Annotated in this window: 23 protein-coding genes and 1 pseudogene; 14 read left to right on the top strand and 10 right to left on the bottom strand. The window is 63.5% G+C overall.

What is annotated here, in order from left to right; genetic code table 11:
- Nucleotides 1–13: 13 nt before the first annotated feature.
- Together C8D04_RS07975 and gshA are read left to right on the top strand one after the other, a co-directional pair.
- The gene (locus C8D04_RS07975; RefSeq protein WP_116004356.1) at nucleotides 14–922 is read left to right on the top strand and encodes an SDR family NAD(P)-dependent oxidoreductase; all 909 of its coding nucleotides are present in this window, start codon (nucleotides 14–16) and stop codon (nucleotides 920–922) included.
- A 132-nt stretch (nucleotides 923–1,054) separates the two neighbouring features.
- Nucleotides 1,055–2,584 carry a glutamate--cysteine ligase gene (gshA, locus tag C8D04_RS07970; RefSeq protein WP_116004355.1) on the top strand — a complete coding sequence of 510 codons (1,530 nt, stop codon included), beginning with the start codon at nucleotides 1,055–1,057 and terminating at the stop codon, nucleotides 2,582–2,584.
- A 100-nt stretch (nucleotides 2,585–2,684) separates the two neighbouring features.
- Here gshA and ubiM read toward each other — a convergent pair whose 3' ends face one another.
- Nucleotides 2,685–3,896, bottom strand: coding sequence for a 5-demethoxyubiquinol-8 5-hydroxylase UbiM (gene ubiM / locus C8D04_RS07965; RefSeq protein ID WP_116004354.1), 1,212 nt, complete (start codon nucleotides 3,894–3,896; stop codon nucleotides 2,685–2,687).
- Nucleotides 3,897–4,153: 257 nt separating this feature from the next.
- On the opposite strand from ubiM, the gene C8D04_RS07960 reads away from it, so the two are divergent.
- Entirely contained in the window at nucleotides 4,154–5,035 is an 882-nt protein-coding gene (locus tag C8D04_RS07960) for a prenyltransferase (RefSeq protein ID WP_116006092.1), read from the top strand.
- Between the two features lie 43 nt (nucleotides 5,036–5,078).
- The gene (ylqF, locus tag C8D04_RS07955; RefSeq protein WP_116004353.1) at nucleotides 5,079–6,029 is read left to right on the top strand and encodes a ribosome biogenesis GTPase YlqF; all 951 of its coding nucleotides are present in this window, start codon (nucleotides 5,079–5,081) and stop codon (nucleotides 6,027–6,029) included.
- Between the two features lie 21 nt (nucleotides 6,030–6,050).
- Here ylqF and C8D04_RS18660 read toward each other — a convergent pair whose 3' ends face one another.
- The gene (locus C8D04_RS18660) at nucleotides 6,051–6,194 is read right to left on the bottom strand and encodes a hypothetical protein (protein ID WP_165829126.1); all 144 of its coding nucleotides are present in this window, start codon (nucleotides 6,192–6,194) and stop codon (nucleotides 6,051–6,053) included.
- Between the two features lie 284 nt (nucleotides 6,195–6,478).
- Between C8D04_RS18660 and C8D04_RS07950 the strand changes: the two genes are divergently transcribed.
- Nucleotides 6,479–7,417, top strand: coding sequence for a succinylglutamate desuccinylase/aspartoacylase family protein (locus C8D04_RS07950; protein ID WP_116004352.1), 939 nt, complete (start codon nucleotides 6,479–6,481; stop codon nucleotides 7,415–7,417).
- On the opposite strand, the gene C8D04_RS07945 is transcribed toward C8D04_RS07950, so the two are convergent.
- Both C8D04_RS07945 and C8D04_RS07940 read right to left on the bottom strand, forming a co-directional pair.
- Nucleotides 7,398–8,153: a pseudouridine synthase gene (locus tag C8D04_RS07945; RefSeq protein ID WP_116004351.1), complete on the bottom strand. Its 756-nt coding sequence runs from the start codon at nucleotides 8,151–8,153 to the stop codon at nucleotides 7,398–7,400. The genes C8D04_RS07950 and C8D04_RS07945 overlap by 20 nt on opposite strands.
- A complete protein-coding gene (locus C8D04_RS07940) occupies nucleotides 8,153–8,614 on the bottom strand; it encodes a TerB family tellurite resistance protein (RefSeq protein WP_116004350.1) in 462 nt (153 codons plus the stop codon). Before C8D04_RS07940 ends, C8D04_RS07945 begins: the two co-directional genes overlap by 1 nt.
- 70 nt (nucleotides 8,615–8,684) lie before the next feature.
- Between C8D04_RS07940 and C8D04_RS07935 the strand changes: the two genes are divergently transcribed.
- From C8D04_RS07935 to C8D04_RS07920, 4 genes are all read left to right on the top strand, one after another.
- Entirely contained in the window at nucleotides 8,685–9,623 is a 939-nt protein-coding gene (locus C8D04_RS07935; RefSeq protein WP_158550294.1) for a DHHA1 domain-containing protein, read from the top strand.
- A 203-nt stretch (nucleotides 9,624–9,826) separates the two neighbouring features.
- Nucleotides 9,827–10,723: an EamA family transporter RarD gene (rarD, locus tag C8D04_RS07930; RefSeq protein ID WP_116004348.1), complete on the top strand. Its 897-nt coding sequence runs from the start codon at nucleotides 9,827–9,829 to the stop codon at nucleotides 10,721–10,723.
- Nucleotides 10,724–10,849: 126 nt separating this feature from the next.
- Nucleotides 10,850–11,521 carry a hypothetical protein gene (locus C8D04_RS07925; protein WP_116004347.1) on the top strand — a complete coding sequence of 224 codons (672 nt, stop codon included), beginning with the start codon at nucleotides 10,850–10,852 and terminating at the stop codon, nucleotides 11,519–11,521.
- Between the two features lie 231 nt (nucleotides 11,522–11,752).
- A complete protein-coding gene (locus C8D04_RS07920; RefSeq protein WP_116004346.1) occupies nucleotides 11,753–13,717 on the top strand; it encodes a DUF3857 and transglutaminase domain-containing protein in 1,965 nt (654 codons plus the stop codon).
- A gap of 55 nt (nucleotides 13,718–13,772) precedes the next feature.
- Here the strand turns inward: C8D04_RS07920 and C8D04_RS07915 are convergent, their stop codons facing one another.
- Both C8D04_RS07915 and C8D04_RS07910 read right to left on the bottom strand, forming a co-directional pair.
- Nucleotides 13,773–14,144, bottom strand: a complete 372-nt coding sequence (locus C8D04_RS07915) for a VanZ family protein (RefSeq protein WP_165829125.1) — start codon at nucleotides 14,142–14,144, stop codon at nucleotides 13,773–13,775.
- The gene (locus C8D04_RS07910; protein ID WP_116004345.1) at nucleotides 14,144–15,058 is read right to left on the bottom strand and encodes a 2-dehydropantoate 2-reductase; all 915 of its coding nucleotides are present in this window, start codon (nucleotides 15,056–15,058) and stop codon (nucleotides 14,144–14,146) included. Before C8D04_RS07910 ends, C8D04_RS07915 begins: the two co-directional genes overlap by 1 nt.
- A 184-nt stretch (nucleotides 15,059–15,242) precedes the next feature.
- Here C8D04_RS07910 and C8D04_RS07905 point away from each other — a divergent pair, with 184 nt between their 5' ends.
- The 5 genes from C8D04_RS07905 to C8D04_RS07885 all read left to right on the top strand — a co-directional run bounded on the left by C8D04_RS07905 (nucleotide 15,243) and on the right by C8D04_RS07885 (nucleotide 22,430).
- Nucleotides 15,243–19,157, top strand: a complete 3,915-nt coding sequence (locus C8D04_RS07905; RefSeq protein ID WP_158550293.1) for an EAL domain-containing protein — start codon at nucleotides 15,243–15,245, stop codon at nucleotides 19,155–19,157.
- Between the two features lie 109 nt (nucleotides 19,158–19,266).
- On the top strand, nucleotides 19,267–20,223 hold the full coding sequence (locus C8D04_RS07900) for a CBASS cGAMP-activated phospholipase (RefSeq protein ID WP_116004343.1): 957 nt from the start codon (nucleotides 19,267–19,269) through the stop codon (nucleotides 20,221–20,223).
- A gap of 348 nt (nucleotides 20,224–20,571) precedes the next feature.
- Nucleotides 20,572–20,886, top strand: a complete 315-nt coding sequence (locus C8D04_RS07895) for a hypothetical protein (protein WP_116004342.1) — start codon at nucleotides 20,572–20,574, stop codon at nucleotides 20,884–20,886.
- Nucleotides 20,887–21,010: 124 nt separating this feature from the next.
- Complete coding sequence (locus C8D04_RS07890) at nucleotides 21,011–21,325, top strand: hypothetical protein (protein ID WP_116004341.1); 315 nt, start codon at nucleotides 21,011–21,013, stop codon at nucleotides 21,323–21,325.
- A 70-nt stretch (nucleotides 21,326–21,395) separates the two neighbouring features.
- Nucleotides 21,396–22,430 (top strand): IS630 family transposase, encoded by a 1,035-nt coding sequence (locus C8D04_RS07885; RefSeq protein ID WP_116004340.1) that lies wholly within the window; start codon nucleotides 21,396–21,398, stop codon nucleotides 22,428–22,430.
- Nucleotides 22,431–22,451: 21 nt separating this feature from the next.
- Here C8D04_RS07885 and C8D04_RS07880 read toward each other — a convergent pair whose 3' ends face one another.
- From C8D04_RS07880 to C8D04_RS07865, 4 genes and pseudogenes are all read right to left on the bottom strand, one after another.
- Complete coding sequence (locus C8D04_RS07880) at nucleotides 22,452–22,877, bottom strand: DUF6691 family protein (RefSeq protein WP_116004339.1); 426 nt, start codon at nucleotides 22,875–22,877, stop codon at nucleotides 22,452–22,454.
- Nucleotides 22,874–23,344 (bottom strand): annotated as a pseudogene (locus C8D04_RS07875) (YeeE/YedE thiosulfate transporter family protein); the annotation flags it as partial. The pseudogene C8D04_RS07875 and the gene C8D04_RS07880, both read right to left, overlap by 4 nt.
- A gap of 73 nt (nucleotides 23,345–23,417) precedes the next feature.
- Complete coding sequence (locus C8D04_RS07870) at nucleotides 23,418–24,377, bottom strand: chemotaxis protein (RefSeq protein ID WP_116004337.1); 960 nt, start codon at nucleotides 24,375–24,377, stop codon at nucleotides 23,418–23,420.
- A 193-nt stretch (nucleotides 24,378–24,570) separates the two neighbouring features.
- On the bottom strand, nucleotides 24,571–25,029 hold the full coding sequence (locus C8D04_RS07865; protein ID WP_116004336.1) for a hypothetical protein: 459 nt from the start codon (nucleotides 25,027–25,029) through the stop codon (nucleotides 24,571–24,573).
- Between the last annotated feature and the right edge of the window lie 41 nt (nucleotides 25,030–25,070).

The following is a 25,070-nucleotide window of genomic DNA, read 5'->3' as shown; positions in this document are numbered from 1 at the left end:
GTGGGTGCATTCCATGGAAATTGATTTCAAAGGCCGCGTGGCCATTGTGACGGGCGCTGGTGGCGGACTGGGCCGTCAGCATGCATTGGCGTTGGCCAAGCGGGGCGCCAAGGTGCTGGTGAACGATCTGGGTGGTGCAGTGGATGGCAGTGGCGGATCGGTTTCGGCGGCGCAGGCGGTGGTGGACGAGATCCGCGCAGCGGGCGGCGAGGCGCTGGCCAACGGTGCGTCGGTCACCGACTTCGAGGCCGTGCAGGCCATGGTGCAGCAGGCCATCGACGCTTGGGGCCGGGTGGATGTGCTGGTGAACAACGCAGGCATCCTGCGCGACAAGTCCTTTTCGAAGATGGACATGGCAGATTTCCGCCTGGTGGTGGACGTGCACCTCATGGGCGCGGCCCACTGCTGCAAGGCCGTGTGGGCGCACATGGTGGCGCAGAACTATGGCCGCATTGTGATGACCACCTCGTCCACGGGCCTGTATGGTAACTTTGGCCAGAGCAACTACGGCGCGGCCAAGCTGGCCCAGGTGGGCCTGATGCAGACGCTGGCCATCGAGGGCGCCAAGTACAACATCCGTGTGAACGCGCTGGCGCCCACGGCGGCCACGCGCATGACGGAGGCCTTGTTTCCACCGCAAATCCTGGACGCGCTCAAACCCGAAGCCGTGGTGCCCGCCATGCTGGTGCTGGCGCACGAAAGCGCGCCGACACGCACGATTCTCTGCGCGGGCGGTGGCTCTTTCGAGGCGGCGCACATCACCCTCACGCAAGGCGTGCACATCGGCCTGGGGGCGGATACCCCCGAGCAACTGGCCGCACGCCTGGCTGGCGTCACGGACCGCACCGACGAACAGGTGCCGCAAAGCGGTGCCGCCCAGGGGACGATTGAGGTGCAAAAGGCCATGGCGGCCGGGGGCTGACACCGCCCCCGCAGGCAGCAGGCGCAACCGATACCTTGGTTTTTGTGGATGTGCCCGCACTTGTCCCGCACCGGGCGCGGCTGTGCAGGGCATGCTAAGTTCCGGGCCGACGCAAAGAAACGGTACCGATCCATGAGCACATTGCAGGAAAAAATCAGCGCCCACCCACCCGAGCGCCTGGCGGGTATCCGCCGCGGCATCGAGAAGGAGGGCCTGCGCGTGCTGCCCACGTGCGGCCTGGCCCTGACGCCGCATCCGCTGGCGCTGGGCTCGGCCCTCACGCACCCGCACATCACCACCGACTACAGCGAGTCGCAGATCGAGCTGATCACCGCCGCCCACCCGGGGGTGCAGGATTGCCTGAACGAACTGACAGAAATCCACCAGTTCGTGTACCGCGTGCTGCAGGCGCAGAGTGGGGAAATGCTCTGGGTTTCCAGCATGCCTTGCAACCTGCCGACGGACGAGACCATTCCGTTGGCGCGCTACGGCAGCTCCAACATCGGGCGCGCCAAAAGCATCTACCGCATGGGCCTGGGCCACCGCTATGGGCGGCGCATGCAGACCATCTCGGGTATCCACTACAACTGGTCGATGCCCGGCCTGGGCAGCGACGAGTATTTCGCCCTGATCCGCAACTTTCGTCGCCATGCCTTTGTGCTGCTGTATCTGTTCGGGGCTTCACCTGCGCTGTGTTCCTGCTTTGTGCAAGGACGAGAGCACAGTTTGCAGCCCCTGGGCGACGACGGGCATTCGCTTTACCTGCCGCATGCCACCTCGCTGCGCATGGGGCGCCTGGGATACCAGAGCGATGCGCAGGCCACCCTGGCGGTGAGCTACAACAGCTTAAAGGGCTACGCTGATTCACTGCATGCCGCGCTTACGCAACCCTATCCGGCCTACGAGACCGTGGGTGTGCGCAACCCCGGCGGCGACTACAACCAGTTGGGCACCAGTCTGCTGCAGATCGAGAACGAGTTCTACGGCACCATCCGCGCCAAACGCACCGTGCGCTCGGGTGAGCGCCCGCTCCATGCGTTGCGCGAACGCGGGGTGGAATATGTCGAGGTGCGGCTGATGGACCTGGACCCGTTCGTGCCCGTGGGTATCGCCGCTTCCACCATGCGGCTGTTGGATGTGTTTTTGCTGCACTGCCTGCTGCAGGACAGTCCACCCGACACTCCGGCCGAAATTGCGGAACTCAAACACAACCAGCACCTGACCGCAGAGCGCGGGCGCGAGCCAGGCCTGTGCCTGCAGCGCAATGGTCGCAGTGTGCCGCTGGTCGAATGGGGCAGCGAGATCCTGGTGCAGTGCGCTCCGCTGGCGGCGGCCCTGGATGCCACGCATGGCGTCAGCGACTATGGCGACGCCTTGCGGGGTGCCCAGGCGCTGATGGCGTCCCCCCAGAACACCCCCTCGGCCCGTGTGCTGGACCGCATGGCCCGGGAGCACGGCCATGGCTTCTCGGCGTTTGCCTGCCAGCAGGCGCGCATGGCACGCGATGTGCTGTTGCAAGAGCCTTGGTCTGCGGAGCAGCAGGCCCGCTACGTGGCCATGGCCAACCATTCGCTGGCCGCGCAGAAAGACATTGAAGCGGCGGACAGCCTGCCGTTTGAGGCCTGGCGCGAGCAGTACATGGCTGTGGAGGAGTTGGGTTAAGGCGCTACTGCGCAAGTCCCTCAGGCGCGCAATGCGCCCCCCTGGGGGATTTGTTCAGTATTGCCGTTGTGCTGAAGGCCCGCCGGGCTTGCGCATGCCGTCAGTGCCGCCCTGACAGCGTGGCTGCCACCATCCGTTTGAAGGGCGGAAAGTTCTGCGCCAGGCGCAGGGCGGCATCGCGCAGCAGGCGGGCGGGCGGGTGGTCCGTGGTGTACAGGCGGGCAATCAAAGTCGTTGCCAGGTACAGCGGCAGCGTGGCGCGGCGGTGTGCGCGCTCGTAGCGCGCCAGCAGTTCGGGCGCGGCAATGTCGTGGCCCGCAGCATGCGCGGCGCGCAACTCGCCAGCCAGTGTGGCGATGCCCCGCAGACCAAAGTTAAAGCCGTGCGCCGTCACCGGGTGCATGCCTACAGCCGCATCGCCCACGCAGGCAAAGCGCGGCGCCACCAGGCGGTGCGGGCGCACGCCGACCAGTGGATACAGGTGGCGTGTGCTGGCCAGCTGCATGGCGCCCAGGCGGTTGTCAAAGCGGCGTGTCAACTCTGCGCCGAATGCCGTTTCATCCATCTCCTGCAGGGCTTCCAGTGTGTGGTGCGCCAGCGTGAGCACCACGCAGGAGCGGTGGGCGCCCGTGACAGGGTCATCGTTCATGGGCAGCAGTGCCAGCGTCTGGCCATAGCCGAACCACTCCCAAGCCACATGCTGGTGCGGCAGCGCGTGCGCCATGGTGCACAGCAACATCGAGCGGCCAAGGTCGTGCATGTCGGCGCCAATACCCAGGGCGCGGCGCGTGGCCGAGAAGCGGCTGTCAGCCGCCACCAGCAGGCGTGCGCGAAGCTGCTTGCCACTGGCCAGGGTGACATGCGCCGCGCTGGCGTCGGTATGGGCGCGGGCTACTTGCTCACCTGCCAGCAGGGTGATGTCGTGGTGCTTTTGCTGTGCGGCGTGCAGTTCCTGGAAGGCTGCGCGCCGGATCAGGTGGTTGGACACCAACCAGCCCAGTTCGCTGTGTTGTGAGAGCTGGTGGTCGATCACCATGGCAAAAGGCGAGGGGCCGTTGAGGACCTGTGCATCGCGCAGGGGTGAAAAGGCGCTGGGCTCGTCCGCCACGATGCGGTCCCACAGCCCCAGGTCGCGCAGCATTTGCGCTGACTGCTGCGTCAGTGCGATCTCGCGCCCGTCGTAGGCGGGGTTTTCAATGGCGGCCAGGGGCTGCTGCTCCACCACGCCCACGCGCAGGCCGTGGCCCGAAAGAGAGCGTGCCAGGCACAGGCCCGCAGGGCCGGCGCCGCTGATCAAGATGTCGTAGTCCATGGCGGGTGACACTAACCTGGGGCCCAAAGCCATGCATTGATGGGGGTCAAGACCTGGGTGGCCGGTGGGTGACAATGCAGGCGGACCATGCTGCGGCTGTGGTTTTAGATGAAAAATGCTGTTTTCGCCCGTGAATAAAGCGCAAGCAGCTATCAAATATGTAGTTACTTTCTTTGTGCAAATGAATATTCTGGAATGGCATGTGGTTCTCTAATTTTTTGCGTTTGCACCCCCATCCATTTGTATTGGCGCTGCGCATGTCGCGCCCCGGCTTTCTCGTCATTACGGCCGTGGGCTGCCTGATTGGCGTGGCCTCGGCGGCGTCTGCGGGGGGCGGCGTGTCCGGTCCGCGGGCATGGGTCACACTGGTACTGGCGCTGCTGGCACATGCGGCGGCGAATATGCTGAACGACCATGCCGACGCCCTGAACGGTGCCGATGCAGCCAACACGCAAGGCCTTTTCCCGTTCACCGGTGGCTCGCGCCTGGTGCAAAGTGGCGCGGTGCAAGCGAGCGCCATGCGTACCTTGGCGCAGGTGCTGCTGGCTTTGGTGGCAGCAGGTGGCTTGTGGCTGGCGCTGTACAGCGGCCCCGCGCTGGTGCTGGTCGGTCTGGCGGGTGTGTTGCTGGGCTGGACGTATTCGATGCCGCCGCTGGCGCTGATGTCGCGCGGCCTGGGCGAGCTGGCTGTGGGTTTGGCCTGGGGGCTGGTGGTGGTGGGGGCTGACTATGTGCAGCGCGGCCATTTCGCTCCGGCGCCCCTGGCGGCGGCGGCCAGCTATGCGCTGTTGATTGCCAACATCCTGGTGGCCAATGGTTTTCCGGATGCAGTGCCCGATGCGCAGGTGGGCAAACGTACACTCATGGTGCGCCTGGGCCCCACGCGCGCAGCCTGGCTGTATCTTGCGCTGGCTGTAGGGGCGCACGCCCTGCTGGCGGCAGCGGTGCTGGTGCGCGTGCTGCCGCAGTCTGCGCTGTGGGCGCTGGCGGCTCTGCCGCTGTCCATCGCGGCGGCCGTTCTGCTGTTGCGCTGGTCGGGCAACCCCGAGCGGCTGCGCCCGGCCCTGGTGCTGGGTATTGCAGCCGCCGTGGTGCATGGGCTGGCGTTGGCAGTCGGGCTCTGGTGGGCCGGGCGCTGAAATGGCCTGCATGCGGTACAACCGATTTTGAAAGAATAAGAAAATGTCCATCCAGTGGTTCCCCGGTCACATGCACTTGACCAAGAAAGCGATCACCGAGCGCATCAAGGACATTGATGTCGTGATCGAGGTGCTGGATGCCCGTCTGCCCGGCTCCAGCGCCAATCCGCTGCTGGCCGAGCTGACGGGGCACAAGCCCACGCTCAAGGTGTTGAACAAACAGGATGTGGCCGACCCCGCGCGTACCGAAGCCTGGCTGGCCTGGTACAACGCCCGAAGCGGTACGCATGCGCTGGCGCTGGATGCCTCCGAGCCCGCGCCGGCGCGCAAGCTCATCGACGGGTGCCACTTGCTGGCCCCCAACCGCGGCGGCATGGCCAAGCCTATGCGTGTGCTGATCTGTGGGGTGCCCAATGTGGGCAAATCCACCCTGATCAACACGCTCTCCAACAAGCGCCAGGCCAAAACGGGTGACGAGGCCGGCATTACGAAGCTGGAGCAGCGCATCACGCTGGCTGACGACTTCTATCTGTGGGATACACCCGGCATGCTCTGGCCGCGTATCAGCGTGATCGAGAGCGGTTACAACCTGGCGGCCAGTGGTGCGGTGGGGCGCAATGCCTATGACGAAGAACTGGTGGCGCTGGAGCTGTTGCGCCGCCTGCAGACACGCTATGCCGCGCAGCTTGAGGCACGGTACAAGTTGGGCCTGGCGCCCGCTGCTTTGGCCGCCATGCCCGATGACGCCTTGCTCGAAGCCATTGGCCGCAAGCGCGGCGCGGTGATGACCGGCGGGCGGGTGAATGTGCAAAAGTCCGCCGAGATCGTGATGACCGATTTCCGCACGGCCACCTTGGGCCGCATCACGCTGGAGACGCCGGAAGAATTCGAGGCCTGGCAGGCCGCCGGGGTGCTGCGCGATGCTGAGCGCGATGCGAAAAAGCAGGCCCGCGAAGACCGGAAGAAAAAAGGCAGCGGCATTCGGGAGTCCTGAGCCGCGCCGCCTTCGTGCCTTTTAGGCCGCTTTGGTCTTGCCCTTTGGGATCACGGCCGTAACGGGCGGCGTGGGGCGGTCGGAGCCGGACGACTCCTTGGGCAGCGAAGTATCCTTTTTGGGCTTCTTCGCCATCTTGTTGTTGTGCATCTGACCTTTGGCCATGGGTTCTCCTTGTGGGTCTCGGGATGGGACCGCTGGGCCGATGGTAAGCCACAAATGATCGCCCACGCACTAGCCTGGTGACCTTGCTCGCCCAGTGCTCAGGGTTTGCGTCAGAATGACTTTGGATGCCGCCTCCGCGGGTTCACGGTGCAGCCATGCTCTGCCATGGAGCGGCCCAGCCCAAAATGGACCGCAGCGGCCGGTGGGCAGCCGACGATCTCCAAATCCGCCAGCCTTCTGGTTCTGCGCAATAGGCTGCGGCCCCCTCATAAGGAATTCCCTGCATGACACACCACCCTCCGATTTTTGAAGTTCTGCCACGCGACCTGTCGGCCTATCGCCAGGGCAACATCGGCATTGACTATGTGCACCGGTTTGCGTCTGGAAAGCCAGGCCCCCATGTGCTGGTCAATGCGCTGACGCATGGCAATGAGATTTGTGGGATGGTGGCTGCAACGCACCTGCTCGACACGGGCATACGCCCCCTGGTGGGCACGTTGACCATCAGCTTTGCCAATGTGGCGGCCTATGAATCGTTCGACCCGGCCCGTCCGTTCGAGAGCCGCCAGCTGGAGCACAACCTCAACCGCGTCTGGTCCGCCCTGGAGCTCGATGGTCCGCTGGACAGCCCGGAAATGCGCCGCGCGCGTGAACTGCGGCCCGTGGTGTCGGCGGCCGACCATATTCTGGATATTCATTCCACCAGCCAGGACGTGGAGCCCTTCTGGGTCTACCCCGGCTATGCGCGCAACGCTGCTGCCGCCATGGCGTTGGGGCGCCCGCCGGTGCACCTGGTGATGCCCAGCGGGCTGGGTTCGGGCACGCCGCTGATCCAGCACGGGCGCCACGGCCAGGACGATGGGCATGGGGTCGCCCTGGTGGTGGAGTGCGGCCAGCATTTTCGCCAGAGTGCGGCCGATGTGGCCACGGTGGCGGCGCTGGATTTTCTGGCGCATTTCGGTCTGATCGAGCGCACGGGGCAACAAGCCGAACCTTTGGTGCAACGGCGGTTCGAGCTGCTGGAGACTTGCATGGTGCGCACGGCGAACTTCCGTTTTGTGCGGCCCCTGGTGGGCTTTGAGGTGTTTGCCCAAGGTGACCTCATTGCCACCGACGGCCCGCATGACGTCCGCGCGCCCTGCGATGGCTGCACCATCTTCATGCCGACCCGGGAGCCTATCGTGGGGCGTGAGGCGGTGTACCTTACGCGGCCGTTGGTCTGAGCAGGGGCAGAGCCCAGGGCTGCTGCTCCAGCAGCCGATGCCAGTCGCCGATGTCGGCGGTGGCAGTGCCGGGCTGCAGGAGCCCGCTGTCCAGTTCCAGCCATTCGCCGGTAACGGGGTGGGGCAGCGCCAGTTGCCAGGCGTGCAGCCACAGGCGCTGCTGGCCCAGACGGGTGGCCCACCAGCGGTTCAGCGGGCCTTTGCCGTGCGTGGCGTCGCCGATGATGGGGTGGGCCAGGTGCTTGAGGTGGCGGCGAATCTGGTGGCGCCGCCCAGTCAGTGGCACCGCTTGCACCAGTGAGGCGCGTGTGTGTGCAAAGCGCGGGTCGCTGGACTCGGGCAGCTCCAGGTGCGCTAGGCTGCGCAAGTGCGTCTGGGCAGGCTGGGCGGGAGCATCTGGGGGGGCATCGTCGGGTCGCAGGGCATGGTCTACCTCGGCGCTCCCTGGGAACCAGCCGCGCACCATGGCCAGGTAGCGCTTGCGCACGGCATGGTGTTCAAAGGCCTGCGACAGCGCGCGCGCAGCAGCAGGGTGCAGGCCCATCACCAGCACGCCGCAGGTGCCCTTGTCGAGCCGGTGCACGGGGTAGACATGCTGGCCCAACTGGTCGCGCAGCGCCTGCATAACAAAACGGGTCTCCCCGGCATCCAGCCCGGTGCGGTGCACCAGCCAGCCGGCAGGCTTGTACACGGCCACCATGGCGTCATCGCGCCAAAGAATGTGGAGCGGGGGCATCAATGCGCCTGCGCAGCCTCTTTGGCGCGCATCTTGGCCGCGATGTATTCACCATGGGTGACATGCAATAGCCCGGCCACCTTGCTGATGGTGTGCTGTTCGTGCGCGTCCAGGTGGTCGTCGGCATAGGCTACCTGCCACAGGGCCTCGACCAGGTCGATTTTCTGTGCTTGCGTGCAGTGGTCGTTGAGCATGCTGGTAAAGCGCTGGTAGTCATAGGCTGTCTCGGCCGTGGTGGTGGCCTGCTCCACCAGCCGGGCCAGCGTGTCTGGTGCCAGGGCAAAGGTGCGCTGCAGCGCGCGCAGCAGGGCTTGCTGCTCCACGGCGCTGGTCGTGGCGTCGGCGCGGGCCACTTCCACCAGCAGCACCGCGGCCGCCAGTTGCACGGCCTGTGCAGGGTCGGCATGGTCGGGAGCGGGCAATGCGAAGTGGTCGAAAAGGTCTTTCAGGGCTTGGATCATGGTGGTGTGTGGTTCATGGGGGAAGGCGTGCCCGTGTGCAATGGGTCCCGGCGCGCGACAATCCTGCACCATGAAGACCATTCTCCCCCTGCAATTGCTGGTCAAGCCCAGCAAGATAGACCCCCAGCCCCTGGTTTTGTTCCACGGGCGCAGTTGCCCCGACGGCTTTGCGGCCGCTCTGGCCGCCTGGCGCTACTACGGCGGCCAAGTTGAGCTGGTGGGCCTGGACCACGGCGATACGAAGTCGGTGGACGACTTGCCGCCGCTGGCGGGCCGGGCTGTTTACATCCTGGACTTTTCTTTTTCGGAAAACATTTTGCGCGCCATTGAGGAGCGCGCAGAGCGTTTGGTTCTGCTGGACCACCACAAGAGCGCCGCAGAAAAACTCACAGGCTTTGCCTGCCGCTGCGGTGTGGTGCATTTCGATATGGACAAATCGGGCGCTCGCCTGGCATGGGAGTTCTTCCATCCCGAGGAATCTTTACCGGATCTCGTGCGCTACGTCGAGGACCGCGACCTGTGGAACTGGCAGTACCCGGAGAGCGCAGCCTTTCTTGCCGCGCTGGACATGGAACCGTTCGATTTTGTGCGTTGGCAGGAGATCGCCTTCTTCGATTCGGTACAGACGGCCGCATTCATGGCACGTGGCCAGGCCATGGACGAGAAATTCCACAAGCTTGCCGCCGACATGGCCGAGGGCGCCTTGCCCGTCACCTTTAATGGACAGCAAGGTTTGATGCTCAACGCCCCTGGTGTGTTCCACAGCCTGCTGGGTGAAATGCTCTCCAAGCGCAGCGGTACCTTTGCGCTGCTGTGGTCGGCGGGCAAGGGGGGCGTGGTCAAGGTGGGGCTGCGCTCGCAGCGCGGTTTCGATTGCATTCCCTTGGCCGAAAGCATGGGCGGTGGCGGCCATGCGCAGGCCTGTGGTTTTCGCATGGGAATCGAGCGTCTGCCTGCTCTGCTCAGTGGATCGCTGGATGCCACGGCCCCTGCGGTTGGATGTTTTTAAAATATATTAGGTTAAAATGCTTCGAAACGCTTATCAATAAAGCGCAAGCAGCTATCGTTAATATAGCTTTTCCGCAAAAATATCGCCATGTACCAACGCCCAGCGGAGGGTAGTGCAGGCACATCCCCGCCATGGAGCCAGCCCTCCTGGCAGATTCTGCGGCCTGGGGCTTACGGGCCCCTTTTTTTGAAAGCCTCTCTGCTGTGTTCAAGGGCATTGTTGCGTCCGTTCTCGCCTCCTTTCTGTTTGGCGGCATTTACTACCTGTCTCCGTTTCTCGCACCGCTCGATGGCGAGGCCATTTTTGGCTGGCGCGTGCTGTGTACGCTGCCCTTTACCACCGCGCTGCTGTTCTGGCGTGGCGAGGCTGCGCAGGTGCGGGAGCTGTGGCAGCGCGTGCGTGCCAAGCCGACGTTGGCGCTGGCCTTGCTGACCAGCAGTGCCCTGGTGGGTGTGCAGTTGTGGCTGTTCATGTGGGCGCCGCTGCATGGGCGCGCGCTGCCTGTGTCGCTGGGCTATTTTTTGCTGCCACTGGTGATGGTGCTGGTGGGCCGTGTGATCTACCGCGAGCAACTTTCGTCTGCGCACCGCTGGGCGACCGGGCTGGCGGCGGTGGGGGTGGGGTTTGAGCTGCTGCGCGCCGGGGGCGTGTCGTGGGAGACCTGGCTGGTGGCCCTGGGCTACCCCGTGTACTTTGCTCTGCGCCGCCGTTTGCGCACCGAACAACTGGCAGGCCACTGGCTTGATCTGGCGGTGATGCTGCCCGTGGCCGCCTGGTTTGTGATGCGTGAACCGTCCACTCTGCCGGTCGTGGCGGCACACGCCAAGTTGTGGATCCTGGTGCCCTTGCTGGGCGTGGTCAGTGCGGTGGCGCTGGCGCTGTACATGGCCGCCAGCCGCCTTCTGCCCATGGGGTTGTTTGGTTTGCTCACCTATGTCGAGCCGGTGCTGCTGGTGCTGGTGGCCCTGCTACTGGGCGAGACCGTGGCCGAAGGGCAGTGGCCCGTGTACGGCCTGGTATTTGCCGCCGTGGCTGTGCTGGTGGCCGACGGCGCCGCGCAGGTGCTGCGCGAGAGGCGCTCGCTGCCACCGGGCGCATGAGGCATGCGCTTTTCGGCCCGGCCTTGACTGCCCTCAATAAAGCGGCGCAAACGCGAAGGCTCTAGCCCGGTGTCTGGGTACACTCGCGCCGCACCGCACCCCATCTGCGGCGCAGAAGGTTGAACAATGCACACACTGACCGAGATACGCGGCGCCCGCCGAACAGGGTATTGGTTATGGGCCCTGGCCGCCCTGCTGGCGCTGCTACTCGGCACAGGAGGGGCGCAGGCGGAAGAGGCGGCGGGCCAGTGGGGTCTGCGTTTGCTCAAGACCTACGATCTGCCCCCTGAGGCCGTGGCCCGGTTTCTGCAGTACCAGGAGAAAAATGCCCAAGCCGGGCCCGCTGCTGCGCAACCGGGCGAACCACTGGCAGGTGCTCAAGCCTGGCAGGGCCCGGATATCGACCTGACCACGGATGGCAGCCCCTACACCTTGGTCATCAAAGCCACCGGCGTGGCGCTGGCCGATGGAGACGCAGGCACCCGTCTGCAATTGGGCTGGGTTCTCGACGGTAGCTTGCACAAGGTGTTGTTGCCTGAAATGGCACAGAAAAATGCACGCGGGGGCCAAACGGTTGAACTGGTCGGTGCGTCGCTGCCCGTGACCCTGAAAGCCGACCGCAAGGCCGCCCCGGTGATCGAGTTCAATACGGCCCACAACCTGCGCCTGCAGGACATGCGGATCGAGGTGTGGTCGGGTATGCGCCCCTCCTCGCCGATCGAGCTGCTGATGGGCTGGGTGCCCATCTTGCTCGGGGTGGCGGCACTGGCCTTTGTGTGGTGGGCACGGCGTAATTAGAGCGGCAGACAACCTTTTTTGTTGTCGTTGTTCCGCCTTGTTGCGCTGTCTGTGCTGCCTGCGACGGAGCGCTTGGCCAGGGCCGCTTCGTTGCGGTTTTGTGAGCCGTTCTTGGTGCGTTTTTCGGACCGTGTAACTTATTGCTTCGACCCGCAATCGTCTCGCTGCGTCTTTTAAGATGCCCCGCCCACCGCTGTAGTCGCGTGGCAGTCAACGTCAGGAGAAGCAGCCATGTCCCAACCTTTGCAAAGTGCCCGTGCCCGTGCCAGGGCCTGGGCCGCAGGCGTGCTGTGCACCCTGGCACTGTGGGCAGGGGGCGTGGCCGCGCAAACCGATGCCAGCCCGCAGAGACCCGCGGTGCTCAAGCAATGGCACGTGGCCTATGACGTGGCAAAGGATGGTCGTGCGTCGTACGCCAATACCTTGCTGAACCAGGTCACGCGGCCCAGCGCCTTGGAAGAGTTGAAATCCTTTTCTTTCTCCTTCAGCAATGGGGTCCAGAAGGGCCAGATGCTGGAGGCCTATACCCTCAAGGCGGATGGGCGGCGCATTGAGGTGCTTCCTGGCGACTACCAGACGCACGTGCAGTCGGACCAAACGCGCATCTCGGTTGTATTCCCGGATTTGGCCGTGGGCGATTTCGCAGGCGTCAGCTACCGCATCGACGACAAGGAGGCCATGTTCCCCGGGCAGTTTTCGGTGGTGCAAGAGTTTTCTCCCGATACCGTGCACGAGGACAGCCAGATCACGCTCCGGGTTGCCAAGGGCCTGAAGCTGCGCTTCGAGGCGCATGGTTTGCAGGAGCAGCCCGAAGCGACTGAAGGCGATACCACGGTGCGCCAATGGCGCTACCGCAACCCCCAGCCGCATCCTTCGGAAGAAGGCGATGCGGGTATCTGGCGCATGGACGAAATGCCGGTGCTGCTGGTCAGCAGCTTTGCCGACTATGCTGCGATCGCCCGCGCCTATGGCGAGCGCGCCCTGCCCAAGGCCGAGCCCACGGCCCGTATCCGTGAACTGGCGCGCTCCATCGTGGGCGCGCAAACCGATCCGCGCGAACGTGCGCGCCTGCTCTATGAATGGGTGTCCACGCAGATCACCTATGACGGCAATTGCCTGGGTGTGGGCACCGTGGTGCCGCGCGATACCAACCAGGTGCTGGACAGCAAGATGGGCGATTGCAAAGACCATGCCACGCTGCTGCAGGCTTTGCTGACGGCGGCCGGGGTGCGCGCTGAGCAGGCGCTCATCAACGCGGGCGAAGAGTATGACCTGCCCGCTACGCCGGTGGTCGCCAGCGTGAACCATGTCATCAACTACCTGCCCGACCTTCGCCTTTACCTGGACGCCACGGCCAAGCAGGTGCCTTTTGGCTACCTGCCCGCCAATGCCTATGCCAAGCCGGTGGTCCATGTGGGCGCAGACCAGGCGGTGGCCATCCTGCCTGCCGCCAATGCCGACCAAACGCAGCAGCGTGTGCACACCGCGATCAAGCTGGCCGTCAACGGCAGCGCGAGTGGACGCCTGCGGGTCGATTTTTTGGGCACCCAGGCCGCCCGCATGCGTGAATACATGCGTGACCTGCACGGTGATGCGCAGCACGATTTTGTGCGCAAGGTGCTCGCCAGCGCAGGCTACAAGGGCACGGGCGTTCTGGACAAGGGCGATTTGTCTGCCGACAAGGCGCTCTCGGAAAAATACAGCTTTGGCTTCAGTTTCGACATCGACAACTACCTGCAAGGCGGCCCCGAAGGCGCTTTTGTGCTGGCGCCGGTGGTGGGGTTGCCCTTGTCGGTGGTGCGTTTTGCCACGCTGGAGGATCCACCCAAGCCCCGGCGCAGGGTGCGTTGCTATGGCTACCACAGCCAGGAAACCTACGACATCACCCTCGAGCCAGGAGTAGTGTTCACGCGCCTGCCGGAGAACCTGCAGACCAACAACCCGTTGATCAACTACAGCGGCAGCTACCGGCGCACCAGCAATGGGGTGCGGGTGGAACGCGAAATCCGTGACACCACGCCTGAGGGCATTTGTACCCCTGAATACATGGTGCAGTGGAACGCCCAGGCCCAGCCCATCGCGCAAAGTTTGCGCGCGCAAATTTTCTATCAGCGGGGCATGGCACAGAGCCGGGCAAAGCCTGCACGCAGCCACAGTGCCAAGGCCAAAGCGCGCGGAACAAAGAAAAAGAAGTGAAAAACGCCTCTGGCGCTTGCTGTGAAAGCGCTAGTAGCTATAAAAAATAGAGCATTCAGGTTGGATTGACAGGGCGCTGTAGCGACCCCGCCAGCGCCAGGCCCAGGGCAAGGCCCGCGGCATCCGCCAGCCAGTCGGCCCACTCGCCCTGGCGCCAGCCGGTGGCGGCTTGTGCCAGTTCGATGAGTCCACCAAACACCAGCAAACCCGCCAGCACCCGCCAGCGGCGGTGCGGGTAGGCCAGCAGGCCCAGGGCGGCGAGGGTCGCAAAGGCAAGCGCGTGCTGTGCCTTGTCCCACAGGCTGAACACCTTTTGCGGAAGGTAGGCGGTGGGCAGCAGGCAGAGCACGGTCACGCCTAGCAGCAGGGCCCAGAAGACGGGAATGGTCACGCCGGGTTGAACCCGGTCAAAGGTAGGCAGGGGCATCAAGCGCTCGGTGGGGCAGGCAGGCGCTTTTCCAGCAGGCGCACCAGGATGTGCAACAGGCGGTTGGCGGGGGTGGCAATCCCCAGCGCCTCGCCCCGGCGCACGATGAAGCCGTTGAGGTGGTCAATCTCGCTGTGCTTTGCGCGCGCCAGATCTTGCGCGGTGGAGGATATCTGGCCCGGCATGGAGGCTGCGAGCGGCAGCACCGCCTCGGCCGTGCCTTCTGGCACATGGATGCCGCTGGCCCGTGCCACGGCCAGGCATTCCTGCACGATGTCGTCCATCATTCGGGGGATGTTCAGGCCCGGGCTGTTAACGATTTCGCCGTAGGGCAGCCCGGTAATGGCCGAGAGCGGGTTGTACACGCAGTTGAGCACCAGTTTGGCCCACAGCGCTCCCGCCACGTTGTCCGATACCTGCACCGGAATGCCTGCGGCGGCAAAGGTTTGTGCAAGGGGCTCGCTGGCGGGTGACGGCGCAACCACCAGTTCGCCCCGGCCAAAGTGGCGCACATGGCCGGGCCCGGCCATGGCGGTGGCCACGTACACCACGGCAGGCAGCACTGGACGCTGCAGTACGGCCGCGAGGCGCTCGGCGTTGTCCACGCCGTTCTGCAGGCTCAGCACAGTGGCGCCTTCAGCCAGATGCGGCGCCATGGCCAGGCCTGCGCTCTCGGTGTCGGTGGACTTGACGCAAAACAGCACGCACTGCGCGCCCTGCACGGCCTCGGGCTGCGTGCTGGCCTGCACGCGCACCTGTTCCTGAAAGGTCTGGGTGTCCAGCCGCAATCCCTGGCGTTGCATGGCCTCGACGTGTGCAGGTCGGGCCACCAGCACCACATCGTGCCCGGCGCGGGCCAGCATTCCTCCGTAGTAGCAGCCCACGGCGCCCGCGCCCATCACGGCGATCTTCATGGCAAGGGCCTTGGCGCAGTGTGGCGCAGTGATGGGGCGGAAGGTGGATGGGTAGGGATGTGTGCAGGCATGGGCGCAGTGTAAAGGCGCGGGCCTTGCTGCACGTATCGCAAATGGGGAGCCACTCGTAAACCCTTGCCTTGTCAGGGTTGGCATCCTGGACGGTGCCGCGATAATGGGCCGCATGGATCCCTCCGTTCACGTGCCGGAAGATGTCAGCCAGTGGAATGAAGGGGCTGTCGAACCACTGGCTGAGTTGCCCGCTATCGTCGACTTGCTGCGACGGCGTTGCGCGATCGATTTTTCAGGGTACAAAACCTCCACCGTCACGCGCCGCATCCACCATCGGATCGCCCAGTGTGAACTCGATGGTGCACAGGCCTATGTGCAGCGCCTGGATGCCGACGAGGCCGAGCGCCAGGCCTTGTGCCGCGATCTGATGATCAACGTGACCGAGTTCTTCCGTGACCCGGAGGTGTTCGCTCAATTGTTCGACGAAGTGCTGCCCGACCTGCTGCGTGGGCGCGATGCCAGCGATGAGTTGCGTATCTGGTCCGCGGGTTGCGCGAGCGGCGAGGAGGCGTACTCGCTGGCCATGCTGGCGCTCGATGCCGCAGGTCGCATGGGCTTCCACGGAAACGTCAAGGTGTTTGCCACCGACCTGGCTGGAGACGTGCTGGCCGAAGCGTCGCGCGGCAGCTATGGCGATGCGGCAGTGGCTGCCGTGCCCGAGGGGCTATTGAGACGGTATTTTTTGCGCGAATCCGAGGAGCGTGTGCGGGTCGACGCCACTTTGCGCCGCCATGTCGTGTTTGCGCGGCACAACCTGCTGAGCGATCCGCCGTTCACCCGCATCGATCTGGCCGTCTGCCGCAACTTGCTGATCTACCTCAAGCCAGTGGCGCAAATCAAGGCACTGTCGCAACTGCACTTTGCCCTCAAGCCGCATGGTGTGTTGTTGTTGGGAGCCAGCGAAACGGTAGGTGCTTTCGAGTCACAGGCGTTTTCGGCCATGCACCGTTCGCACAAGCTTTTTCGCAAGCAACCGGTGGTGCTGGCGCGGTCGATCGATGCGCCGACCCTGGGAGCCAAGGCCATCCCCGTGCAGCCCGAAATGGATTTGCCCGACGTGACGGGTCAGCCGCCGGAAGTGCTTGAAGCAGAGCTGCTGGCCACGCGCGAACGCCTGCAGGAGATGGTGCTTGAGCTGCAGGCCAGCCACGAGCGGCTCGACCTGGGCAACGAGGAACTGACGGCCTCCAACGAGGAGCTGCAGAGCACCAACGAAGAACTCAAGTCGGTGAATGAAGACCTGTATGTCCTCAACCGCGAACTCGAAGGCAAGAACGAAGAACTGGGCACGCTGAACCGCGATTACGACCACTTGCTCGACAGCACCGAGATCGGCATTGTGTTTCTGGATGCGCAGTTGCACTTGCGCCGCTTTAGCCCGGCGGTGGGCGAATTTCTGGCGCTGCGGGCCAGTGATCTGGGTCGCCCGGTGCGCGATATCCATTACCGCATCGGATCGCAGCAGGACTTTTTGGCGGAGTTGCAGCGCTGCGCACGCACGGGTGATCGCATCGAACACGAAATTGCGCTGGGGGGTGGGCGCTGGGTGTACCAGCGCATGCTGCCTTTCAAGGAAGACGGCGCGCGGGGTGATGGCGTGGTGCTGACGTGGACCGACATCAGCGAAATCAAGCGCATGCAGACGCTGACCGAGCAATTGGCTGCCGACCGCACGCGCCTGATGGGCATTCTGGACTTGCTGCCCGATGGGGTGTACATCACCAGCGCGAATTTTGATATTGAATATCTCAATCCGGCGCTGGAACGGGAGTTCGGACCGGTGCAAGGCCGCAAGTGCTACGAGTATTTCCATGGCCGGAATTCACAGTGTGACTGGTGCAACCATGACAAGGTATTGGCCGGAAAGACGGTGCAATGGGAATGGACGTCGCCCAAGGGGCGCACCTTTGACCTGTTTGACCTGCCTTTCCATAATCCCGACGGCACGGTGAGCAAGTTTGAGCTTTTCCATGACATTACCGATGCCAAGGACAGTCGCCGTCGCATGCAAGAGGCCGCCAAGCTCGCGCGGGTGGGTCATTGGGAATGGTCGATAGCGACGGGTGAACTGCACTGGGGCGATGAAACCCTGAAGTGCTTTGGTTATGCGCCGGGCAGTCAATCGCCGACCATTGAGGCCTTTTTGCAGCACATCATTCCCCAGGATCGGAGGCGGATAGAGGCTTCTCTGCAAAGCGCACTGGAGCAGCGCACCGATTACCAGGAAGAGTTTCAGTTCGTGCGCATGGATGGCAGCGTGCGCATTGGTCTGGCCACCGGCCACGTGGAATGCAATGTTCAGGGCCATCCCATCACCCTGTCGGGGGCCATGCAGGACATTACCCTGCTGCGCCAGACCGAGCAGCGGTTCCAGGTGGCGTTTCGGGCCAGCCCGCTGGCGGCGTCGATCGCGCAGATATCGGACGGTCGGTTCATTGAAGTCAATGACAAGTATGAAAAATACTTTGGCTGGACACGGGCAGACCTGATCGGGAAGTCCACACTGGATATTGGTTTATGGGTCGATCTGGCGTCCCGCCAGGCCTGGCTGGATGAACTCAGGCGCGTTGGCACGGCGCTCGATTTCGAGTCGCAATGGCGTTGCAAGTCGGGTGAGATACGGCTGGTGAGCCTGTCGGCCGAGCTGATCGACATCAACAACGAGCCGCTGGTGCTGGCCTTTATCCAGGACATCACCGAGCGCAAGGAGAACGAGGCGCGCATTGATTTTCTCGCGCACCACGATCCCCTCACCGGTTTGCCCAACCGCGTGCTGTTCCGCGACCGGTTTGCCTTGGCCATGGCCTGGTCTGAACGCAGCGGGTGCAAGGTGGCGCTGCTGTATGTGGATCTGGACCACTTCAAAACCATTAACGACACGCTGGGCCATCCGGTGGGTGACCACCTGCTGCAGCAGGTGGCGCAGCGCCTGCGTGAGTGTGTGCGCGAAACTGACACGATCAGCCGCCAGGGCGGCGACGAGTTCCTCATAGCCCTCACTGACATCCACGACCAGGAGGCTGTCAGCCGGGTGACCACCAAGGTCATCGATGCCTTGAGCAAACCCTTCAGCATCGACAACCACGAGCTGGCCGCTACCGTTTCCATGGGCGTGGCGGTATGGCCCGACGATGGCCAGGATTTTGACGCACTGCTGCAACGCGCCGATACCGCCATGTACCAGGCCAAGGCGGCCGGGCGCAATACCTACCGTTTTTATACCGCCCAGATGAATGCCCAGGCGCTGGAGCAGTTTCAGCTGCGCACTGCGCTGCACTGGGCGCTGGACCAGCACCAGTTCGTGCTGCACTACCAGCCGCAGATCGAGCTGGCCAGCGGGCGCGTGGTGGGCGTGGAAGCCCTGCTGCGCTGGCAGCGTGACCCGCAGGAGTTGTTGCTGCCGGGGCGCTTCATTGCCGCCGCCGAGGAGAGCGGGCTGATTGTGCCGATTGGTGAGTGGGTGTTGCGCGAAGCCTGTGCCCAGGCCGTGCGCTGGCAGCAGGCGGGTTTGCCCGAGATGACCATGGCGGTCAACCTTTCGGCGGTGCAGTTTCGCCGCAGCGACCTGTTGTGCACCGTGACGCAGGCGCTGGTCGATTCCGGGCTCGACCCAGCCTGGCTGGAGCTGGAGCTGACAGAATCCCTGCTGATCGACGATGCTGAGCAGGTGCTCGAAACCTTGCGCCGCCTCAAAGCGCTGGGCGTGTGCCTGTCTATCGATGACTTCGGCACCGGCTATTCCAGCCTGGCTTACCTCAAGCGTTTTGCCGTGGACAAGCTCAAGATCGACCAGTCCTTCGTGCGCGACATCGTCAGTGACCCGGACGACGCGGCCATCGTGCGCGCCATCATCAGCATGGCGCGCAGCCTCAAACTCAAGGTCATTGCCGAAGGGGTGGAAACCGGCGAGCTGGCCAGCATCCTCCACCTGTACCAGTGCCATGAAGCGCAGGGTTATCACTACGCACGCCCCATGCCTGCCGATGCCCTGGTCGACTGGCTTCAGTCCTATCCCGTGCGCACCTGAAAGTGCGGAAAAATAGAGTGGAATCCCCACCCTGCAATAAGCTGCGGTCCGCATTGCGAATGCGCGTAAACCTGCAGATACTGGGCGCTCTTCCAACCTCTGCTTCGAAATGCCTGCAAAGAACCCTTCTTCCGAATTTCGCATCCTCGCCCTCAGCGGCGGTGGTTATCTGGGTTTGTATGCAGCGGTGGTGCTTGCCGAACTGGAAGAACGTGTAGGCGAGCCGCTGGGGCGGCGGTTTGACCTGATCGCCGGCACGTCGGTCGGTGGGCTGCTGGCCATGGCACTGGCGTTCGAGGTGCCCATGGCGCAAATCGTCAAGCTGTTTGTCGAGCGCGGAGAGGACGTGTTCTCATCGCGCCGCCTGCCCGGCGGTGCCGTCACGCGCCTGATTGACCTTACGCGGTCCGTGCTGGGCCCCAAATACACCGGGGAAGCCCTGCGCCGGGAACTGACCCGCCATTTCGGCAAGAAGACACTGGGCGATGCGCTGCACGCCGTGGTGGTGCCTGCGGTCGACGTTTCGCGCAGCGTGACCAAGGTGTTCAAAACGCCCCATGCCCAAGGATCGCTGGGCGACGAATCGCTGAGCGTGGTGGATGTGACGCTGGCCACCTGCGCTGCGCCAGCCTTCTTCCCTTGTGTGAAGGTGGGCACCAAGCTATATGCTGACGGGGGCCTGTTTGCCGTGGCGCCCGACCAGGTGGCCCTGCACGAAGCCGAGCACTTCATGGGCGCCAAGCCGTCCAAGGTGCGCATGTTGTCGGTGGGTACTGCCACCATGGGCTACCAACCCGCCGACAGCGTCGAGGCCGACGCCGGCGCTGTGGGCTGGCTGACCGATGGGCGCCTGATTCTGACCATGATCTCGGTACAACAGCAGCATGTGCAGGCCGTCATGGAAGACCGGCTCGACGACCGCTACCTGCGCCTTGATGCGCCCTGGCCCGCCCAGGCAGGCCTGGGCATCGACATTGCAACCAAGGCTGCGACCAGGACCCTCACGGGGCTGGGACGTGCGACGCTGGCGCAGACCGATCCGGCGCGTGTGGCTGCCTTTCTGTGAGTTGTTTAAAAAAATTCACTGTCAAAATAGGCTCTATCGTTTGACTGTAAAGCGCAATTAGCTATCAAAATAAGAGCGTTTGTCGGTATTGCGCTATCGCTGCCTTCTGCGGTCTTGGCTTTACTTTTGGCTGCAGTTGCACGACGATGGGCGCTTAGGGCAATGCTGAACAAGTCCCTCACGCGCTGCGCATCCGTACCTCGGGCGGTCTGCGGCGTTGCAAATCCTCGCCATAGCTGCGGCTATGGCTGCGGTTTGCGCCTTGCATCCCATCCCGATGCACGGCGCGCATCATCGCGGTGACTTGTTCAGCATCGCCTTAGACCCTTGATCACAGGAGACCAGTCCATGGAAGCTGTTCAACGCAACCAGGATGCTGCCAGCCGCTATGCGGGTGCTGCGACCCCCGGTGTAGGCCAGGCAGATAATGCCGCAGCCTATCGGCGCAATGCCAGTCTGCAGGCCGAAACCCCCGAGCCTGTCGGCAATGAAACCACCGTTACCCTGAGCGCACGGGCTCAGCAGTTGGCCGCTCAGGCCAAGGAAGATCGGGCCGCAGGTGCATCTGAGGCGTCGGATAACGGGCGGGTGGCCAGCGAACAGATGTCGCTGCTCAACGCCCAGTTGCGACGAACCTACGCAGAGGCAGGTGGCCCCGGTTGAAGGCCGAAATATTTCTTTTTCTCAATCATTCGTCTCTAGGCGCGAAGCCTACGATCAGTGCTGTAGCACGGCAAGGAGAAGCAACAACGGCACGGATGGTTTAGAAATGGAATAAGGAGGGAGCATGCTATCGATAGCCAGCAGCAATCTGGGGTTCGCAGCGCCGGGTGGGCAGTTTCAACTGCAGGCGGCGCGGCGCGCTGCCAGCCAGTCAGAGCAAACCGCACGTGCCCTGGAAGCCCAGGCACAGGCAGCGCAGCGCAGTGCTGACCAGGAGCAGGCGCGTGCCGACGGGTTGACGAACCAGGCCTCCCAGGCGGGTCAGCGCTCCGATCTGGCGCGCCGCAATGTGTCATCGATCGAAATGGGTGTGCAGCGCGACGGTACCGCGTTCGCCACAGGCCGCACCAAAGGGGTTTTGCTGGACACCTTTGCGTGAGCAAAGCAGGGCATTATTGATCCGGCCCTTGTAGACTTGAATTATTCGATTATGTCCCCAGCTTGATCCCATGCAAGCAACCGACATGAGATCACTGGCCCCCGAGGCCAGGCACGAGCGGCGAGTGCAGGTCGTGCGCCTGCGCAAAGCCGGCCGCACCTATGACGAGATTGCCGAGATCACCGGTTTGAGCAAAACCGGCGTCTTCAACATCTGCAAACGCCACGGCGAGCATGGGGCCAAGGCCCTGCACGACACCCCTGGTGGTCGCAAGTTCGGCGAGGATCGTCTGCTCCGTCCCGAACAGGAGAAGCTGGCCCAAAAGCTCATTGCCGACAAGACCCCCGACCAGCTCAAGATGCCTTACGCGCTGTGGACACGCGCTGCGGTGGCCGAACTCATCGAGCAGCGCTTCGGTCTGAAGCTGTCCGTGCGCACCATGGGCAAGTACCTGGCGCGCTGGGGCTTCACACCGCAAAAGCCGATGAAGAAGGCCTACGAGCAGTCGCCCGCTGCGGTGAGCCAATGGCTGCAGCAGGACTACCCTGCCATAGCCGCGCGCGCCAAGCACGAAGGGGCCGAGATTCACTGGGGCGACGAGAGTGGGCTGCGCAGCGATGACGTGCGCGGTCGTGGCTTCGCGCCCAAGGGCCAGACGCCCGTCGTGCGCGTCAACAACAAGCGCCATGGTCTGTCGATCATCTCCACGGTGACCAACAAGGGACAGATGCGCTGGCGCATCTTTGACGGGGCATTGAACACCGCGATCCTTATCGATTTTCTGCGCCGACTCATCAAAGGGCAGCGCAGCAAGGTGTTCCTGATACTGGACAACCTCAGAGTGCACCACGCCAAGGCGGTGAAGGCCTGGCTGGCCGAGCACAAAGACGAGATTGAGGTCTTCTACCTGCCGAGCTACAGCCCGGAGTTGAACCCCGACGAGATGGCCAATGCGGACATCAAGCAGGCGGTGACGAAGCTGGCGCCGGCACGAACCAAGAAGCAGCTCGTGGATGCTGCCGCCAGGCATCTGCGCAGCGTGCAGCGCCGACCCGAGCGCATCCGCAAATACTTCGAGCACCAACCGGTTCGCTATGCAGCTTGATGCAAGTTCACAGGGGCCGGATCAATAACGCGCACGCAGGCCCTGTACCAGCGCCCCCAGGGCAATGCCGCCCAGCGCCCACAACAAGGTCCAGTTGCCCGTGCCCAATCCTGCAATGGCCGGGCCAGGGCACACGCCGCACAATCCCCAGCCCACACCAAACAGCGCAGCGCCCAGGGCTGTGTCGCGGTTCCAGGCGCTGGGGTGGGTGCCAAACTGCCCGCCCAGCAGCGGGCGCGACAGCAGGCGTGGTGCCAGTTTGTAGGCCAGCAGCGTCACCACCACGGCGCCGCCCATCACCAGCACCAGGCCAAAGTCTTCAAGGCGCAGAAAACCCAGTACCACCTCTGGCCGCACCATGGTGGAGAGCGCCAGGCCAAAGCCAAACAGTGCACCGGCCAGCAGAACGGCCAGAAAGCGGGACAAGGACATGCGTTCGCCGTTCATGGCAACCACCGTGCCACAAGGTTCGCCGTGAGAAAGGCAGTGCCCATAAAGGTCAGCACCGCCAGCAGCGAAGGCCACTGCATCGACCCCAGCCCGCAGATGCCATGGCCTGAGGTGCAGCCATTGCCCAACCGGGCACCATAGCCCACCAGAAACCCGCCCACCACCAACTGCCAGATTGGCACGCTGGTCGATTGTGCTGCCCCGTGGGCCACCAACAGCCACCACAGCAGCGCACCAAGGACGAGACCCAGGGCATACACCAGGCGCCACCCCCGCGAGCCGGTCAACCGCGCTTGCTGGAAAAACGGGCGCTGCACCACAAACGACCAGGTGGAGGAAAACACCGTGCTCATGCCGCCCACCAAGCCGACCAGCACAAACAGCAGTGCGACACCCGCACCGATGAGCAGGCCGCCCAGCAGGTAATGCTGCCATCCAAAGGGAAAGAGCGAGGAAATCATGGCAAAAGAAGATAGGTCGCGTGATGGCGGGGGCTGCCCAGGCCCTCACTGCTCCACACGCGCACGGGGCCGCAGGTCAGCGGGGCAGCACGGACCGGATCGTGTCAGCCAGGTCTTCTGCGACAAATTTGGCCACGTAGGCGTCGGCCCCCACGCTGCGGACGTGGTCTTCGTTGGCCGAACCGGAAAGGGATGAATGGATCACCACGGGCAGGCCGCTAAAGCGCGCATCCTGCTTGATGTTGCGGGTCAGGGTGAAACCGTCCATCTCGGGCATTTCCAGATCGGTCAACACCAGGCTGACCTTGTCGAGAATGGTTTTCCCTTCCGCTTCGGCGCTCTTGGCCAAGGCGTTCAGGCGGTCCCAGGCCTCTTTGCCCGATTTGGTCATTTCGTAGGGCGCTTGCAGTGCCCGCAATTCCTGCTCGATCATCGAGCGGGCTACGAAAGAATCGTCCGCTGCCAGGATGATGGTTCCGGCTTTGAGCTTGAGCCGTGGCCCCACCTTTTGGGGGTCCACCTGCTGGTTTTCCGAAGGCGACACCATTTGCAGGATGGCCTCGACATCGAGCACCTGGGCCAGGCGGGTGCCATCGGTATTGCCATCGAGCCGGGCGATGCTGGTGACCAGGTTGTGTGCCGCTCCGCTGGTTTCAGCCGACAGCACCTGCTTCCAGTCCAGGCGCACGATGTCTTCGACGGATTCGACTGCAAAGGCTTGCGTGGTGCGCGCGTACTCGGTCACCAGCATGATGTTCAGCCCGGTCTTGGGCGTGCAGCCCACGATGGAGGGCAGATCCAGCACCGGAATGACCTGGCCTCGCAGGTTGACCACTCCCAGCGAATGGGGCGTGGCACCCACGATGGGCGTGATGCTGGGCATGGCCACGATCTCGCGGATCTTGAACACATTGATGCCAAAAAGCTCGGACTGGCCCAGCGCACTGTCAGCGCCCAGACGAAACAACAGGAGCTCGAATTTGTTGGAGCTGGTGAGGTTGGTGCGTTCGTCAACTTCGTTCTGGACGGTTTTCATGGTGGCTCACTTATGCGCAGGTACTTGCGTACCAAATTTTAGAAGCAGAACGCCTGCAACACGAGGGCAATTATTCAGGCAATACCCGTAGAAATGGACTGTGCTCCATGGAACACAGCCCGCCTGTCAACGATTTCATCATTGAAAGCCCATTTGCTGATCAAAAGCCCTGCTTCACCGGCGCGTCACCTCGTCAGTGTTTGCTGTGATCCATGTGCTCATCCTGCATGGTGGCCAGCGGGGTAAAGCGTGCTGTTTCAGGGGGCTGGCCTTTGGCGGTGAGTGTGATGACCACCTTCATGTCCGGGGTTGAGGCAAAACGCCCCACGCCTTTGAGGCGGTTGTCACCATCGGGCACCAGCGCCACCGTCGCTTTTGCCTTGGCGGCCAGAATGGTCGCGCTGCCTGTGGCGTTTGCGGTGGAGATTTTTTGCCCCGCATGGTCCGTGACGTAAACCAGCACGGACTTGTCGGCGATCACCGGGCTGGATTTGTCGAGCACCAGTTCCAGGTGATAGAGGCCCGCCATGCGCAGTTGACCGCCATGGGGGGCCTTCTGGGTGTCCAGATAGGCGTCGTCATGTGCATGGACGGTGCTTGCACTTGCTGCAAGTGCCAGGGCGATAGCGGTCAGAAAATGGTTTTTCTTCATGGTGAGTCCTGTGATGCAAACCCGGTTTGCGCCGGGATCGC

Origin of the sequence: Simplicispira sp. 125, assembly GCF_003096555.1 — a bacterium.
In the GTDB taxonomy this organism is placed as follows: Bacteria; Pseudomonadota; Gammaproteobacteria; order Burkholderiales; family Burkholderiaceae_C; genus Simplicispira.
The sequence above is the reverse complement of the archived record's forward strand: the minus strand, read 5'-3'. Positions and strand labels throughout refer to the sequence as shown.